The 15,633-nt window shown below is 46.9% G+C and carries 19 protein-coding genes; 15 read left to right on the top strand and 4 right to left on the bottom strand.

All coding sequences use genetic code 11. The features are described 5' to 3' along the window. Window positions 1-11: 11 nt before the first annotated feature. The 9 genes from ACR8BL_RS08455 to ACR8BL_RS08415 all read left to right on the top strand — a co-directional run bounded on the left by ACR8BL_RS08455 (window position 12) and on the right by ACR8BL_RS08415 (window position 6,418). The gene (locus ACR8BL_RS08455) at window positions 12-377 is read left to right on the top strand and encodes a VOC family protein (RefSeq protein ID WP_434752190.1); all 366 of its coding nucleotides are present in this window, start codon (window positions 12-14) and stop codon (window positions 375-377) included. 284 nt (window positions 378-661) lie between these two features. Then, the gene (locus ACR8BL_RS08450) at window positions 662-1,339 is read left to right on the top strand and encodes a class I SAM-dependent methyltransferase (RefSeq protein WP_434753056.1); all 678 of its coding nucleotides are present in this window, start codon (window positions 662-664) and stop codon (window positions 1,337-1,339) included. A gap of 15 nt (window positions 1,340-1,354) precedes the next feature. After that, on the top strand, window positions 1,355-2,098 hold the full coding sequence (locus tag ACR8BL_RS08445) for an SDR family NAD(P)-dependent oxidoreductase (RefSeq protein ID WP_434752189.1): 744 nt from the start codon (window positions 1,355-1,357) through the stop codon (window positions 2,096-2,098). 1 nt (window position 2,099) lies between these two features. After that, window positions 2,100-2,408: a ClbS/DfsB family four-helix bundle protein gene (locus ACR8BL_RS08440; protein ID WP_434752188.1), complete on the top strand. Its 309-nt coding sequence runs from the start codon at window positions 2,100-2,102 to the stop codon at window positions 2,406-2,408. Between the two features lie 41 nt (window positions 2,409-2,449). After that, window positions 2,450-2,902 (top strand): GNAT family N-acetyltransferase, encoded by a 453-nt coding sequence (locus ACR8BL_RS08435; protein ID WP_434752187.1) that lies wholly within the window; start codon window positions 2,450-2,452, stop codon window positions 2,900-2,902. Continuing rightward, complete coding sequence (locus ACR8BL_RS08430) at window positions 2,899-3,348, top strand: GNAT family N-acetyltransferase (RefSeq protein WP_434752186.1); 450 nt, start codon at window positions 2,899-2,901, stop codon at window positions 3,346-3,348. Before ACR8BL_RS08435 ends, ACR8BL_RS08430 begins: the two co-directional genes overlap by 4 nt. An 89-nt stretch (window positions 3,349-3,437) precedes the next feature. Continuing rightward, complete coding sequence (locus ACR8BL_RS08425; RefSeq protein WP_434752185.1) at window positions 3,438-3,860, top strand: hypothetical protein; 423 nt, start codon at window positions 3,438-3,440, stop codon at window positions 3,858-3,860. Between the two features lie 84 nt (window positions 3,861-3,944). Further along, a complete protein-coding gene (locus tag ACR8BL_RS08420; protein ID WP_434752184.1) occupies window positions 3,945-5,165 on the top strand; it encodes an RtcB family protein in 1,221 nt (406 codons plus the stop codon). A gap of 74 nt (window positions 5,166-5,239) precedes the next feature. After that, on the top strand, window positions 5,240-6,418 hold the full coding sequence (locus ACR8BL_RS08415; protein WP_434752183.1) for a DUF4272 domain-containing protein: 1,179 nt from the start codon (window positions 5,240-5,242) through the stop codon (window positions 6,416-6,418). A 91-nt stretch (window positions 6,419-6,509) separates the two neighbouring features. Here the strand turns inward: ACR8BL_RS08415 and ACR8BL_RS08410 are convergent, their stop codons facing one another. After that, complete coding sequence (locus ACR8BL_RS08410) at window positions 6,510-6,779, bottom strand: SunI/YnzG family protein (RefSeq protein ID WP_434752182.1); 270 nt, start codon at window positions 6,777-6,779, stop codon at window positions 6,510-6,512. A 421-nt stretch (window positions 6,780-7,200) separates the two neighbouring features. Further along, on the bottom strand, window positions 7,201-7,971 hold the full coding sequence (locus ACR8BL_RS08405; protein WP_434752181.1) for a DeoR/GlpR family DNA-binding transcription regulator: 771 nt from the start codon (window positions 7,969-7,971) through the stop codon (window positions 7,201-7,203). A 309-nt stretch (window positions 7,972-8,280) separates the two neighbouring features. Between ACR8BL_RS08405 and ACR8BL_RS08400 the strand changes: the two genes are divergently transcribed. The 4 genes from ACR8BL_RS08400 to ACR8BL_RS08385 all read left to right on the top strand — a co-directional run bounded on the left by ACR8BL_RS08400 (window position 8,281) and on the right by ACR8BL_RS08385 (window position 12,116). Then, window positions 8,281-9,252, top strand: a complete 972-nt coding sequence (locus ACR8BL_RS08400) for a metallophosphoesterase family protein (protein WP_434752180.1) — start codon at window positions 8,281-8,283, stop codon at window positions 9,250-9,252. A gap of 5 nt (window positions 9,253-9,257) precedes the next feature. Further along, on the top strand, window positions 9,258-10,115 hold the full coding sequence (locus tag ACR8BL_RS08395) for a DMT family transporter (protein WP_434752179.1): 858 nt from the start codon (window positions 9,258-9,260) through the stop codon (window positions 10,113-10,115). Between the two features lie 141 nt (window positions 10,116-10,256). Next, window positions 10,257-11,102: an effector binding domain-containing protein gene (locus tag ACR8BL_RS08390; RefSeq protein WP_434753055.1), complete on the top strand. Its 846-nt coding sequence runs from the start codon at window positions 10,257-10,259 to the stop codon at window positions 11,100-11,102. 258 nt (window positions 11,103-11,360) lie between these two features. Next, window positions 11,361-12,116, top strand: coding sequence for a YdcF family protein (locus ACR8BL_RS08385; RefSeq protein WP_434752178.1), 756 nt, complete (start codon window positions 11,361-11,363; stop codon window positions 12,114-12,116). 95 nt (window positions 12,117-12,211) lie between these two features. Here the strand turns inward: ACR8BL_RS08385 and ACR8BL_RS08380 are convergent, their stop codons facing one another. Together ACR8BL_RS08380 and ACR8BL_RS08375 are read right to left on the bottom strand one after the other, a co-directional pair. Then, window positions 12,212-13,477, bottom strand: coding sequence for a M56 family metallopeptidase (locus tag ACR8BL_RS08380; protein ID WP_434752177.1), 1,266 nt, complete (start codon window positions 13,475-13,477; stop codon window positions 12,212-12,214). A gap of 9 nt (window positions 13,478-13,486) precedes the next feature. Then, window positions 13,487-13,861 (bottom strand): BlaI/MecI/CopY family transcriptional regulator, encoded by a 375-nt coding sequence (locus ACR8BL_RS08375; protein ID WP_434752176.1) that lies wholly within the window; start codon window positions 13,859-13,861, stop codon window positions 13,487-13,489. Window positions 13,862-14,127: 266 nt separating this feature from the next. Here ACR8BL_RS08375 and ACR8BL_RS08370 point away from each other — a divergent pair, with 266 nt between their 5' ends. Then, a complete protein-coding gene (locus ACR8BL_RS08370) occupies window positions 14,128-14,595 on the top strand; it encodes a hypothetical protein (RefSeq protein WP_434752175.1) in 468 nt (155 codons plus the stop codon). A gap of 107 nt (window positions 14,596-14,702) precedes the next feature. Next, the gene (locus tag ACR8BL_RS08365; RefSeq protein WP_434752174.1) at window positions 14,703-15,593 is read left to right on the top strand and encodes a TIGR01777 family oxidoreductase; all 891 of its coding nucleotides are present in this window, start codon (window positions 14,703-14,705) and stop codon (window positions 15,591-15,593) included. Window positions 15,594-15,633 lie beyond the last annotated feature (40 nt).

Genomic DNA, 15,633 nt, shown 5'->3' with positions numbered 1-15,633 from the left:
ACGTCCAGATTATGCTTTATGTAGATAACCAGGATGAATCGCTGGCTTTTTGGACAGAAGTAGCCGGATTCCACATCGTGGATGAGGTCATCCTTGATGAAGGTATGAGATGGATTGAAGTCGCGCCTGCGAAAGACTCACAGACAAGCATCATTTTGCATGATAAAGAGGTCGTGGCACGTATGTCGGCCGAGCTAAATTTGGGGACACCTTCGTTGATGTTTTTCACTGATGACCTTGATCGGTTATATGCCGATTTGGTCGCTAAACATGTAACGGTTGGGGAAGTTGTAGAGATGCCAACAGGGCGTGTCTTTAATTTTGCAGATAATGAGAAGAACTACTTTGCTGTGATGGAGCGCAAGGTTAAAAAATAGACGATTAAACAGCGGTACAGCGGTGATTTTATAGCGGGAATATCAAGCGGGTGACATACCATGTCGCTCGCTTTTTTGTGTGGGAAAACAATGAATATTCTACCAAAATTAAACTTGGAAAATAGAGAATGATTGGTTAAAAATGTTATAATAGAGTGTATTGATTGTGCTGGATTTATTGGAAGATGTCTATAATTTGCAGTGAAAACATTCATCCATAGTGTTGAACAGGAGGGAATTAGACTTTGGAAAAAACAATAAAAAGTGTGCAGGATCTCTATGATATGCTCGATGCGGATTTCAGATCGGCCAAGCAATTTTGGGAGCCGTTCTATGAGAATCGGGACAGACCGATTCCATTTTTTCCAAACAAGCCAGATGAGAATCTGGTCGCTGAAGTAGAAGCGGGACGGTTAAGAGGCGGCAGAGCACTGGAGCTGGGATGTGGCCCCGGCCGGAATGCGTTGTATCTAGCTCGCCACGGTTATCAGGTCGATGCTTATGATCTGTCAGAGACAGCGATTGCCTGGGCAAAGGAACGGGCAGTGGAAGAACAGCTGGATGTATACTTTGAATGTCGATCGGTGTTCGAACTGGCACCAGAGCAAGAATATGATTTGGTCTATGATTCGGGTTGCCTGCATCATCTGTTGCCGCATCAGCGTATTCCTTACATCGAGATGATTCATCGTGCGCTGAAGCCGGGAGGTCTGTTTGGCATGACCTGTTTTGCACCGGGATTTGGCGGTCAGGGTGGGCCGGAACATGTGATGGACGATTGGGAAGTTTACCGCGAGAAGTCGATGCGGGGAGGGCTTGCTTTTACAGAGGAGAAACTTCGGTATTTGCTGGAGGAAGAATTTGAGTGTGTGGAATTGCGTCCCATGAAGGCGATGGGGCAGGAAGAGCCGTATTTTGGTCTGCCTATCCTGTGGGTGACGTTGTGGAGAAAAAAACAATAGAGAGGCGGCGAGCACATGGGGAACAGAATCTTTATTATCACAGGTACGTCCAAAGGAATTGGCAGACAGCTTGCAGAACTTTGTTTGGAAAAAGGGGACACAGTCTATGGCATAGCACGCGGAGCATCCGACTTGAACAATACCTACGAACGATACACTCATGTCCAGTTCGATCTTGAAGACACTCATCATATTGACGATTTGATCTCGGGGATATTGGACCAGATCCCGCTCGCTTCTGTGGAATGCATTGGACTTATTAATAATGCAGCCATGCTGGAACCGTTAAAACCCATAGATCAGTGCCTAGCGAGCGACATTAGCATTCATCTGAATATCAGCTTGGCTGCGCCTATGATTCTTACATCATCTTTTATCCGTTACACCAGTCATATGCCGGCACGTCGAAAAATCATCAATGTCAGTTCCGCTTCGGGCAGTTATCCTGCTCCTTCAATGGCAGCCTATTGCACATCAAAGGCAGGAATCAACATGTTCACACAATGTGTAGCGATGGAACAAACTTCACAGTCTAATCCGGCAGAGATCATCGTCTTTGATCCGGGCATGGTGGATACGGAATTGCAGGCCGTGGCGAGAGGAAAGGATGCAGAAGAGTTTGCTCTGTCTGGCGTATTCCAGAATGTGTACGAGTCGGGTCAACTCCGATCTCCGGGTGATGTGGCACAGGCTTTATTGGATTGCTTTGAGGAAAGCGCTACTTCGGACAACATTGTCCCAACCATGGACGAGGAGTGATATGCTATGGCTGGAGTTCAAGATGCCGTCTTCGGAATATAAATGGAATCAATTAGGTGCCCTGAATGCTTCTTTTTACGAAACGTATTCAGAGTATTCGCTGGATGAACTACGTGCTATGTTTCGCGAGACGGAACAACAGTGGCAGCAGTGGCTGGAGACATTAACGTATCAAGAATTATTTGCACAAGGAGCGAGACAGTGGACAGTGACCAAGTCTGGGTGGCCTATGGTGAAGTGGATTCAGATTAACTCGGTAGCCCCGTTCAAAACGTTTCGTACCCAGATTCGAAAATGGAAAAAGGCTTAGGAAATCAATATGTAAATGAACAAGCAGGAGGTGCGCAAAAAATGACTAATCCAAACATTACACCAAGTACCGAAGCAGATTCCGCATATGTCCGCCAGCAATTAATCGCTTATAATGCGGCAAATGTGAGCGAAGCGTTAAAGAATAGATATGAGGAACTTCATTTTCATATTCGAAACGAGGCGGGGCAGATTGTAGCTGGGGTACTGAGCACCTTATGCTGGAACTGGGTTGAGCTAGATATCCTATGGGTAGATGCCAAGGAAAGACACAAGGGTTATGGAACACAGCTACTTCAGGAGATTGAACGTTTAGCCCAGGAAAAGGGCTGTGATTTTATTATGCTGAACACGTTCTCCTACCAGGCCCCCGAATTTTACCAAAAGCACGGGTACGAGCTGATGACGTTGATCGAGAATGCGCCTACGGGACACCAGCATTACTATTTCAAGAAGGATCTTATCACACCAGAAGGAGTAGAGACATCACGATGATTACAATTAAGCAGATTGAAGCGCAGGATTTGTCAGGGTTAAACCAGCTATATCATGAATTGATGGGCACACCTTCCAATGAACAGCAAATGAATGAACAACTGATGCAAAAGACGTTGCAACAAATGAAGAAACAGAGTCACTACTATGTGCTTGGAGCCTATGATCAGGATGAACTTGTTGGATCAGTTATGGGGATCGAGTGTTTGGATCTGCTCGGTTCTTGCGAGCCATTCATGGTCGTGGAAAATGTAATTGTCTCCGAACGGGTGCGCAGGCAGGGCATTGGACAGAAACTGATGCTTAAGATTGAACATATTGCCAAGGATCTGGGGTGTGCATACATCATTCTGGTGTCTGGAGATCAACGCAAAGAAGCACATCGATTTTACGAAAAACTGGGCTTTAGGGATGAGAAGGTTCAGGGATACCGAAAACATTTATAAGTTGCAGTAAGGGCGGAAGGATTACTTAAGAAGCATGACGAATAAGGCATAGTCTTACTGAATGAACAGAATAAGAGGGAGGTACTCTTGTGTTCAAAAAATGGGCTAATGTCTTTATGATTGTGGCACTTGTCTTTGCTGTGTGTTCTCCAACGTCTTACGCTGCAGCCAAATCAGTCAAAGTCACGGTTACGTTGGTCAGTGCGGAACTGGTCGAGAATAACTCGGTCGGTAACGAGTGGGCGATCGGCGCAAGTGTGAACGGGAAAGAGCTGGAAGAAGGTTCATCCGTGACACTGAATATGAAGCCGAGTGGTACGTTGAAGTTGGAGGCTCTTGCGGAAGAACAGGACAAAATTCCGGATTACGGCAGTAAAAGCACCAATGTGAAACTTTCTTCGTTCTCAAAATCAACCACTAAGACAGTGGCGGTTGTGGTGACGGAGAACAGAGGTCGATATTCGGGTAACACGGCGACGTGGGAGTTTAAGTTTAAGATTACAAAGAAGTAGGTTAGGAAAAAGAGAGCGTATCCTTAGCGGACGTTCTCTTTTTTGTTAAACTAAGGGAAAGAATACATAGGAGGTTACCAAAACATGCGTATCGTGGATAACATCAAAGTTTGGGGGGAACCGCTGGAGAATGCTGTCAGTCAGGCGGTGACTTGTTCCAAATATGGGGATGTGATGGGTGTAGCCTTAATGGCCGATCATCACAAGGGATATTCGCAGCCGATTGGCGGAGTGGTTGCTTACCGCAACATGATCAGTCCGTCAGGAGTGGGATACGATATTGCCTGCGGCAACAAAGCTGTGCGCACCAACCTGATGTGGGACGATATTCGTGACCGGATTGCGGTCATTATGGATGATATCAATGCAACAATCTCATTCGGCGTAGGCCGGAACAATCCAACCCCGGTGGAGCATGAGCTGTTCGACGATCCGAACTGGAACCTCTTTGATGCCATTGAAGGCGGATTGCAACAGAAGTTGAAGACATTGGCACGTAATCAACTTGGAACGGTGGGCAGCGGCAATCATTTTGTCGATGTTTTTGTGGAAGAGGAAACGGGAAAGGTATGGATTGCGAATCATTTTGGCAGTCGTGGCTTCGGGCATAAGGTGGCAAGTGGATTCCTTAACTTGGCGGCTGGACGGAAGTTCAGTGGCAAAGCACCGGGCGAATCCATGGATCAGCCGCCGACCCTGTTTGACCTGAATAGTGAAATGGGTGATATGTATTGGGCGGGTATGACACTGGCGGGTCGGTATGCCTATGCCGGAAGGGATTACGTGATCGAGCAGGTGTTGGCTATCCTTGGAGCGAGCGCAGAATATGCCGTACATAATCATCATAACTTTGCTTGGAAAGAACATCATATGGGCGAAGAAGTCGTCGTTGTTCGTAAAGGAGCCACACCGCTGGCGCCGGACCAGCTTGGTTTTGTTGGCGGGAGTATGGGCGATATTTCGGTGATTGTAGAGGGGATCGACAGTCAGGAGAATACCGAGTCTTTCCGTAGCACGGTTCACGGGGCAGGGCGCATTATGAGCCGTACACAGGCGGCAGGCAAAATGAATTACAAACTTCGCACGCGTATGGGCGGCGAAATTAGTGAAGAGCAGATGCAAGCAGCGATTCGTGCTTATGGTGTAGAGCTACGCGGAGCAGGTACAGATGAAAGCCCGTTTGTATATAAAAAATTGCAGGATGTGCTGAATGCACATGCGAATACGCTGAAAATCAATCATGTCCTGCGCCCGGTAGGCGTGGCGATGGCTGGTGGCAATGAGTTTGATCCCTACAAGGATTAATCAAAGATCAATCCAGGACACCTCATCATCTTTTTTAACTAGAATTCAGACACAAGAAGGAGGGCAAACACCCTATGAGGAACTGTGCGATTTACAGCTCCCAGTTTGACTTGGATCAATTATATGAAATCATTCAATCCATTTACCCTGAGTCCACTATCCAGCGGAGAGAAGACCAGACGCACATTCAGGTGACTCAGAAAAAGTGGTTCAGCAAAAAAACAAAAGGTTTCAACATGATGACGAGCCAGACGCATCCGGAAGAGTTCAGCACGATGATTCAAGGTATGCTTGGGTTTCTAAGTCAGATCGAGGGACGTAATGCGGCGCTTCAGGAAAAAGTACTGATTAAATGCTCCACCCTGAATATGGTGGTTGGCATCGAGACCGAGGAAAATATCTCGGAAGAGTTCTTTAACGAGTTATTACAATTGGCTGAAGCGCTGGACGCCGTCATTTTCTGGGGAGGGGGCTCCTTGCTGAATGCTCAAGGTCAGCTGCTTCTGGATGTGAACGGAGAATCCGAGGTAGAGGATTACAAGGTAACTGCGCACACCAGTTATCTGGATGACAGCCGTTCACCTTCAGCGGATGCTGTAGGGCGCAAGGCACGTTCAGAGCAGCAATTAGCTGCACTGGGGATTCCGTATAATGTTAATCTGCCGGCAAGATCGGGAGAGCAAGACACGGAGATCCGAACGAAAGAAGAGGTAGCGCAGCGTGCTGTGGCTCTCTGCTTGGCCGCGCTCAAAGGCGAATGTCTGGGAGCAGGTGAAAGTGACGATGACACTGCAGCGCTTGTGCAGGAAGTGATCGATAAATATGATGCGTCTGCCTTCTTTTCGCCCGATGAAAAGTCGTTTCTGGATCAGCAGGGAGCAGAACAGCAAGAGGTCATTCGTTTCTCTTGGGGATATGAGGCATACCATGTGATGTTGTGGGCACTGGGGTACGTGGAGGAATTGGGTTCACCTGCAGAGCTGTGTAACGTAAGTAAAGATGTTGGTTATTTACAGCAAAAGGACAGCTTCGAGGCGTTTCTGTCGGGTGCTACCCTGCGCACCAAAGGTGAAATCTTGGACGAGGCAGATTTAATCTATCGGTACAACTGGGTATGTGTGGATAGCCGGATCAAGGAGAGCACACCGCCTGCTGGGCTGAATCCTGGTGTAGCTTATGAACGGCATCACGCACTTAACTGGCTCATCTGTTATCTCGATCAAGCGTGGGACGAGGTACGTACGGATACGTAAACGAGATCAAAATGAAAAGAGCCATCGACTAGATTTTTTGAATCTGATCGGTGGCTCTTAACTAATTAATGAAATTGAACCCATTGAAATACTAATTTGCGGAGTGAGATAACATAGCTTGGATCTGAGAAATTAGACTCACACTATTTGTAAATAAAATGTAAGATTGATTTGTGGTGCGAATCAGAATTCGTTCGGTTGTACCACCGACAGGACCAATTCGAATCGCTGAGGGTTCACTCCCTCCATATGTATCATCCAGCGTGACAGATGTGATCTGAGCGAGGGGAAGTTCATATTTGGATAACTGCCAGCGAATGATCAATTGATCCTCTACTTGTTTTGCGCTTACAGCAAACATCGGATGACCTCCTTCTTTTGCACGAATAAAATGATGATTGAACTAACAAAATGAGGAAATAGTTGTACGTATACAATAATTATAGTTTATCATTTTTTTGGTTAAAAATTCCTAATTAATAAGGGAGTCAAATTGATATTACAACATATTAGTCATAGAAAGAGCCAATGCGAGATAAGTCATCTATATACATAGAGAGATCCGCCGGGATCTAATCGGGGAAGTAGAAACAATCCAATGTGTTGATAGGAGATGATCTGTATGGGGCACCTCAATGGCTATCATCATTCCATGGGATGAACTCCCCCCAGAAGTTGTGAGTTTCAAATATGGCGACCTCTTTCCAACGATGCGTTATGCTGACGGAAAACCTTACCGCCAGCAGGTGTACACCAAAGACGATATGGAGCAGATTGTATTGTCAATCCGGAATCACGGTTTCGATCTCCAGCCGTTGAAGATTTTCGATCCATTCAGCCGGGCAAGCGGAGTCGGTAATGACCATGGATATATGCTCAACGGGTGCAATCTTGGCAAACGTGGAGCGTCCAAACTTGGTATGATCCGCCACGAGGATCGCTTCCTCCGCACGTTCCATCATTTTACGCGAGATCAAAGCTTCCTCCAGTACATAATCCGTGATGCCATCCGTGAAGGAAACACCCCCTGCCGAGATGAACGATTTGTTGACTTTGAACTGACTCAGCATTTCGTGTGCGGCAGGTCCGGTGGAGGCTTGAACCGCGGTGTGGATCTCACCTCCGGCAAAAATGATTTTGCCAGCAAAAGATTCCAGAGCAACAGCCAGAATTGGAACTGAATTGGTGATCACCGTCACTTGGGAACGGTGCTGCAATTGACGCATAATTTCGAGTGTGGTTGTGCCATTGTCGAGCATGATAGTCTCACCGTCCTCAATCAAGGAAGCTGCTGCGACAGCAATGGCCTGTTTTTCTTGGAGCTGCAGCTGTGAACGCTTTTGGAAGGGAGCTTCGATCATGCCAGAGCGCACACGTACAGCACCCCCGTAAACTTTACGCAATTCGCCTTCTTTCTCCAGACGATCCAGATCCCGCCGAATGGTTTCTGTGGACACCTGAAAGTGCTGAGCTAGCGTTTGTACCTGAACTTTGCCTTGTGTGGCAAGCTGGGTAAGGATGGTATCTTTTCGTTCCTCGTATGTTAATGACATTCAAATCTGGCCTCCTTACGTTCTACGGTTGGTATTTGTGTGGATTGTTGTTGTTTTTAATAGTGTAATTTTGTGAAAAGCACTTGTCAATTTCATTTGGTAGTTGTGAGTAAACGTATTGACAGACCATTGATGTGAGGATAATATCATATAAAACAACAAAAAACCACATGATAATACAGGGTATAAATAAGTCTATTAGCGCCATAATCAGCAATACATATAGCTATCTATCAAACTGCATGGAATAAGTGAAAGTTCTTGCTCGATTTCATTGCGTATTCATGTGGTATTCGGGAGGACAGTATATTGAAAAGACAACTTGCTTTTCACGAAAATAGCACCTTCACCATCGTACAGTTTACCGATTTGCATTGGAAAGACGGGCGGCCAGAAGATCTCCGAACCCAGCGGATGATGCAAACCACCATCGAGCTGGAGCAGCCGGATCTTGTTGTTTTTACAGGAGATGTAATTTACACCGGGCCTGTGGAACCGGGGAATCAAGCGTGTGAGCATCCAGAGCAGGCTTTTCGTGATGCTGTCTCGGTTGTGGAGGCGTGTGGGATTCCGTGGGCTTTTGTGTTTGGCAATCATGATGCCGAGCAGCGAATTACGCAAGCAGAGCTCATTCATGTTGTTCAGGAGCATCCGCATAGCGTGACGGAAGCAGGGCCGCGTGACATTGCAGGTATGGGCAATTACACGCTGGAGATTGCCGGAGAGGATGGTCTTCCGGCAGCCGTGTTGTACTTATTTGATTCGGGGAGTTATTCGACCGTGGAATCGATCCCCGGTTATGGCTGGATTCAGCAGAGTCAGCTCCGGTGGCTGATGGATGAATCCACACGCGTTAATCCCGACCGCAGCCGCGGGGATAAGCTGCCAGCCTTGGCGTTTTTCCATATCCCGATTCCCGAATATCAGCTGATGTGGAATAGTCAGATTTGTTATGGCAACAAATATGAACCGGTCTGCTGCGCACCAATCAATTCGGGGTTGTTTGCTACGTTGCTGGAGATGGGTGATGTGATGGGCACATTCTGCGGGCATGATCATGTGAATGATTTTCACGGCGATTATCACGGCATACGTCTTTGTTATGGTCGTTCCAGCGGTCACAGTACATACGGAAGAGAAGGTATGTTGCGCGGAGGGCGCGTTATTCAGATGCGTGCAGGTAAGCGGGCATTTGACACCTGGCTTCGTCTGGAGGACGGATCGGTAGTGAAGGAACAGCCGGAGCATCAACCTGAGCAAGAGAAACAGAGAGGAACATAAACATCATGATTTTACCGTTAATTCTGGTACTTGCTTCGGGGATGGCGCATGCCGTCTGGAGTATGTTTACGAAGCGTAGTTTGAACAAAAGTGTTTTTCTATGGTCTATTATGATGATTCCGACCGTATTACTGCTGCCTGTGCTGGTGAAGGAATTGTCTCGTGAATCGTTACCGATATCAGCCTATGCACTGCTGATCGTATCGATGGGGCTGCAGGCATTATATTCCTGGCTATTGTCTCAGACGTATGAGCTTGGTGATCTATCGCAAATTTATCCGATTATGAGAGGCACAAGCACGTTGCTGGTGCCTTTGATCGGGGTTGCTTTTCTGGGGGAGAAGTTGTCGGGATACGGATGGCTAGGCATTGCCTGCATGATTGTTGGTTTCACGGTTCTTAGCGGTGTGGGGAGCAGGAAGGTGAGACCAGGGTCCGGGATGCAAGGGGCGAAGCCGGTTCTGATGGCTCTGTGCGTTGGATTATGTACGACGAGTTATGTGTTTGTGGACAAATTAAATCTGCAGCATATTTCGCCACTGGCATTGCTTGAGATCACGAATATTGGTTTTGTGGCTGGATTAACACCGGCACTACTCGCTTCAGGTGGTTTGCGTCAGGAGTGGAGGGTGAATCGTTCGACCATTCTGCTTGGAGCTTTGCTGAATCCGGGGTCGTATCTGCTCTTTCTGTTTGCACTGGAACAGGCACCAATGTCCAGGTTAGGCCCGCTTCGGGAAGTAGGTACAGTGTTCGCGGCTTTTCTAGGGATATGGTTATTAAAAGAACAGCAAGGCATGAAACGCATCCTCTGTTCCATTGTTATTTTTGGTGGCATCCTGCTGATTGGCATGTGGGGATGATATAAGAGACATAGCGGTGTTTGTCGGGGCGTGAAGTACACACCGCATACCTCATACTGCTACCGGACAGAGATAAGCACAAAATGACAGGCCTCTGTGCGCATCATCTTGTATTATTAGGAGCAAGGAGTGATGAAGCACATGAAATGGGTCGAAGCGATACAGAAGACTATTCAATACATGGAAGAGCATTTACTGGAGCCTTTGACGGTGGATCAGATTGCAGCGCAAGCCCATATGTCGGCGTTTCATTTTCAACGTATCTTCCATTTAATGACCGACGTTACCGTGGCGGAGTACATCAGACGCAGAAGGTTAACATTGGCAGCCCATGAACTGTTACAAGGCGACCGTAAAATTATGGATTTGGCTTTCAAGTATGGCTATGATACGCCTGAATCATTCTCCAAAGCCTTTCGCAGACAACATGGCATAACGCCAAGCGAAACTCGAAAGTCTGGTGCTACAGTCCAGTCGTATAATCGACTCGTTATTCAAGTCCATTTACAAGGAGCAGAGCCAATGAAACATCATATTGTCGAACAAGAGGCATTTTCCATAACAGGTATCAAACAACGGTTTTCGTATGTGGATGGGCAGCACTTGCAGGGGATCGGCAACATGTGGGAAGAAGCCTACAACAGTGGTTTAGAGGATCGAATACTTGCATTAAATGATGGGGTAATTCCAGGTTTGTTAGGTGTGTGTGTGGATCAAGCCGAGATTCAGGACAAACAGATGGAGTACTGGATTGCAACAACGTATAAAGGTGAGCAGCCGGAAGGGTTATCTACGTTAACGTTTCCCGCCAGCAAATGGGTGGTTTTCGAGGTAGAGGAACCGATGCCTCAGGGGATACAACGTTTGTGGAAACGGATAGTCGGCGAGTGGTTCCCTTCCAATTCGTACGAACATGCATGGCTGCCTGAACTGGAAGTCTACCGGGGCATGAATCAGCCGCCTCAAATCTGGATACCAATCAAATAGAATGGGGAGAGCCCATTAGAAATCATCACAACTCCGCTCAGGAACCGTGATTTTCAGGCGTGCATTCGTTTCGGATGTAATTGAAAATGACAGCTTGAGGGGAGTTGTTTATTTTATTCCAAGGTTAAAAACATGTTATATTGAAAGATAATGGATTGTAGTCTACTATAACGAGCGTGTGTGCAAAAGAATTGGCAAACCCACTGGCCCAAGCTAACAATGATCAGGGCATAAGATAAAGATTGTGGGTGACGATGTATGGAAGGGAGTGTTGCTGTACTGATACAGAAATTTTTACGGGAAAAAGGATATATTCTTGATCTGATCCTGCTGGCGTGTCTGGTTTTCTTTTTGATCTTCTGGGGCTGGAACTTTGCCGTCAAGTTTTTTACTCTCCTCGCGGCGACCTTTATCATACTAAGACGAATTGATTATGAGAAACACATCTGGCTGAAACGTGTGGTGTTGGTCGTTTTCGGGATCGGTGCAGTGTCCTTTGTTATTATTGAAGCCCTGGTTTTTACCCAGCTTGGTTCAAAGGATACGGATCGAGCAGATTATGTCATCATTCTTGGATCAGGGATCAAGGGAACGGAATTGTCACTGACCTTGAAACAAAGACTGGATGCCAGTCTGGATTACATTCGCAGCCATCCGCAGACGCCAGTCATTGTATCCGGGGGTCAGGGGCCGGGTGAGTCCATTCCCGAAGCTCTAGCAATGAAGAATTATCTGGTGGATCAGGGCATTGCACCCGATCAAATCATTATGGAGGATCGCTCGACAAACACGCAGGAAAATTTGGCTTTTTCTAAAAATATCATCCTTGCCTCCGGGCTGGAACATCCCAAAATTATGATTGTCACGAGCGACTACCATATGTTCAGATCGAAATATATCGCAGCCAAAAATGGCTACGCCGCAGAATATGGTATATCCGCTCCTTCACCCGGATATTTGAAACCGATCAATATGATTCGTGAATACTTTGGCGCAGTCAAGGCATTTCTATAATAAAACGAGAAACAGGGCGAAGCGGTATGAAGATGCTTCGTCCTGTTTCTCGTTTTAATGGGCGACGTATGCTTACAGGGTGTTCGCGACACATCCTATTTTTCAGCAGGATCACTAACAGCTCTAATTTCAGTAGCTGGGGTTGTAACGGATCTAGAGGTACTAGGAGAAGGGGCAACTTCAGCAACCTCATCCCTAGGGGAAGTAGCCCTGATCTCAGCAGCCGGTACCAAAGTATCTCTGGAAGAGCTAACGGAAGGGGCGACTTCAGCGACCTCATCCTTAGGGACAGTAATGCTCACCTCAGCAGCTTGGGCTGAAGATTTTCCGGAAGTATCAGGTACAGGCACAGCTTCAGTCGCTTTTGATTCTACTTTGGGTGTATGGTTAGACGCCCATACGGCTGTGGACGTACTTGCTACGGCAATCAGACATAAAGCTCCGATCGTTATCATCCGATGCTTTTTGTTCATTTTTTTTACATCCAACATCATCGTTAGTCTCCTTTTGAGTTGTTTTCCTTCCCCGGAAAGGGAGGAGCAAAATTGCACAGGCAGGCTTCGTGCGCCCGCCACCACCTTTAAAATCGTTTCTCCATAACGTCTGCGATCTTCGAGGGACATCTCCCGCACTACCTTTTCATCACAAGAAAACTCGCTCCACGTATGAATCTCCTGACGAAGAAGGTGAACCAGTGGATTGAACCAGTGCAGGGCGCTGACGAATAAAGTGATGGCCTTGACCCATAGATCCTTATGTTTAAGATGAGTTAATTCATGGTGATAAACCAGTCTCATATCCAGGTGGATTGTACCGGATAGAGGTAAATAAATAATAGGTTTAGTCAAACCGACCAGTACAGGACTTCGGAGAATCGGACTATAGGCCAGTTGAACATGCCGCCGAATACGCAGCTTTTTCTTCATGATCGGAAGTAAAAGGGCTGCCTCGCTGTTCTCTTGCACATCCGTTCGTGTACGTTTCAATTCAATGGTGAATTTGCGATAACAGTAGATCTGCCACGTTGAATAAACGAGAACGCCCACTCCCCAAGCACCGAGCAGAACATAGGCCACAGTAGATGGTATAGTCCACTCTGGTGCAGGAATTCCCCCAAACATGCTTCGCCCGCTGTCGGATGGTTTAACGGTTGTGTTTGATGTGTGTTGAAACAAGCTTGCGAAGCAGGGAATACCGAACGAGAGGGGCAGTACATAAAAAACGACAGCCATTTTACTCAGTCCGTAACGCCAGTGAGCCGGGAAAACGTGAACATTCAGAAAGCGCAGTGCAAGGATGCAGGCTGTAGCCATGCTTCCGGCCATCGTCAATGCGACCAACAGCTCTAGAAAGATATTCATGTTTGGCACCTACTTTTCCGACAGCCATTTTTTTAATTCTGCAATGTCATCCTCTGAAAGTTTATCCCCGTCGTACATGGCTGAAACCAGATTTTTAACAGAGCCTTGGTAGAGTCCATCAAGTACCGTTTTTGTTTTCTGGAGTTTGTAGTCTTCGGGCAGCAGAAGAGGTTCGTAATAGTTTGTACGACCTTGTCTTGTTACGGTGAGCGCTCCCTTATCAACGAGTCTGGATAGAAAAGTAGAGATGGTCTGTGCTTTCCACGCTTTTCCTTTTTCATTAAACATGTCTAACAGTTCGGAAGAAGTGACTGGAGGAGTACAAGACCAGATCACCTCCATCAGTTCCAGCTCGGTTTCGGACCATTTTTGAATTTGGTGCACCACAAGCACTCCTTTAAAACGTTATGCGTCCATAACGAAAATTTTAACTACTACACTACGTAGTACATTCAAATTACTACAACATGTAGTAATAGTCAAGCGCGTGTATGAAAGCCTTCTGATTCTTCTTGTGCATCGCAGGCAGCATTGGAGAAAAGCATGTTATACTATAGGTCAATAATAGATGAACGAGTCAGGAGTGAACCATCATTACAGGATTTCAATTAACCGCTCTGGAGGAGCGAAAGGATATTTCAACGAACGAATTGCAAGACATTATACGAATGCTTGCCCATGCGCCCTTATTATACGATGACGGTCAGCATATTCAGGTTCAGGATTATGTGGAAGGTCTTGAGGTGGAGCTGACACATGACATTCGCCGTGCGGCAAATGAAATATTTGAATTGGGTGTCAAGGCTTGTCGCCGTTTCACGGATTTACTGGCCTATGAGCAGCTGCAGGACGTGCTTGGTTTGCAGGCAGAGTTATGGCAGGATGGCGTGCTCACACTGCATGACTGGATGAATTGGCTGAAGCAGATTGGCGAAGGGCAGCGAGCGCTACCCGTGTATAATTTTGAAGCTATATTGGGTGAACTGCCCGAAGGTTATATGATTCATGATTTTCATGATGAACTACAGTATCGACTTGAACAGGATGCTACGAATGTGTGGGCAAACGAAGAGCGAAGCAGGTTATATGAAACGATTGGTGTGCAAGGACGAGTCTGAGTACACGAGTGGAGTAAAATCAAACGAAACGGCCTCTTGTGTTGTTTAATCTGATATAAATGTACTGCATATATGGCATTGACCATCTGGTGGAAATGAGGGATACCATGAAAAAGGTTGTACTTGCTGGTGGAACGGGATTTGTTGGTCAGGATTTTGCACCCCGATTTAAAAAGCTGGGATATGATGTGCTTGTGATCTCACGCCAGTCCGGGCACATCGCCTGGGAAGATCGATCAGCTATCATTGAAGCGCTTGAAGGTGCAGAGATGCTAATCAACCTGGCTGGCAAATCGGTGAATTGCCGCTACACGGAAGAGAACCGCAGAATCATTTTCGACTCCAGGACAGAAACCACACATATTCTTGGAGAAGCGATACTGGCATGTGCACAGCCGCCTGAATTATGGATTAACTCCAGTACAGCAACCATTTACAGACATGCGGAAGATCGACCTATGACGGAAAAAGATGGCGAGATCGGTTCAGGTTTTTCCGTAGAGGTAGCCAAAGCATGGGAGCAGTCATTTTTCGGTTTTAATCTGCCCTCTACGCGACAGATTGCGCTGCGCATTGCAATTGTACTTGGTGAAGGCGGGGTTATGGAACCGTTGACGAATCTGGTTCGATTTGGCCTGGGAGGAGCGCAGGGAGCAGGAACCCAGCAGTTCAGCTGGATTCATATTGAGGATCTGTTCCGCATGGTGAGGTTTGTACAAGAGCATCCAGAGCTGGAAGGTGTCTTTAATGCCTCGTCTCCTCATCCGGTGACCAATCGAGAACTGATGGCAAGTCTTAGGAAACAGATGGGTGTCCGCATTGGATTGCCTTCTCCACGCTGGATGCTTGAACTTGGAGCCATATTCATCCGTACGGAAACGGAACTGGTACTTAAGAGCCGCTGGGTGATTCCTGATCGCATGGAAAAGGCAGGATTCACGTTTACTTATGCTTCGCTGGATGCGGCGCTCGCTGATCTCCTCAAGCGGACCAAGTAACTCGCGACAGTGGACAAGCGGAAGCTCACATTGTGTACAC

It is taken from the genome of Paenibacillus amylolyticus (assembly GCF_051136285.1).
Classification (GTDB): domain Bacteria; phylum Bacillota; class Bacilli; order Paenibacillales; family Paenibacillaceae; genus Paenibacillus; species Paenibacillus amylolyticus_F.
This window is presented reverse-complemented; position numbering and strand designations above follow the sequence as displayed.